At 64.5% G+C, this 234-nt stretch carries 1 protein-coding gene; it reads left to right on the top strand.

Going from position 1 to position 234, the window contains the following annotated elements:
* Positions 1–38: 38 nt before the first annotated feature.
* Positions 39–234 (top strand): proline racemase family protein (locus AC0L3U_RS40260; protein ID WP_473365252.1); only part of this gene is annotated, 196 nt, incomplete at its 3' end.

The following is a 234-nucleotide window of genomic DNA, read 5'->3' as shown; positions in this document are numbered from 1 at the left end:
ACCCCGCTCTCTGCGGCCACTCACTGATGGAGCCTTGCATGAAACGCCTGCACGTCATTGACTCCCACACCGGCGGCGAACCCACCCGCCTGATCATGAACGGCTTCCCCGCGCTGGCGGGCGCCACGATCGCTGATCAACTTGAGGATCTGCGCAACCACCATGACCAATGGCGCCGCGCCTGCCTCTTGGAACCGCGTGGCAACGATGTACTGGTGGGCGCGCTGTACTGCG

It is taken from the genome of Bradyrhizobium sp. Kon69 (assembly GCF_055807515.1).
The sequence above is the reverse complement of the archived record's forward strand: the minus strand, read 5'-3'. Positions and strand labels throughout refer to the sequence as shown.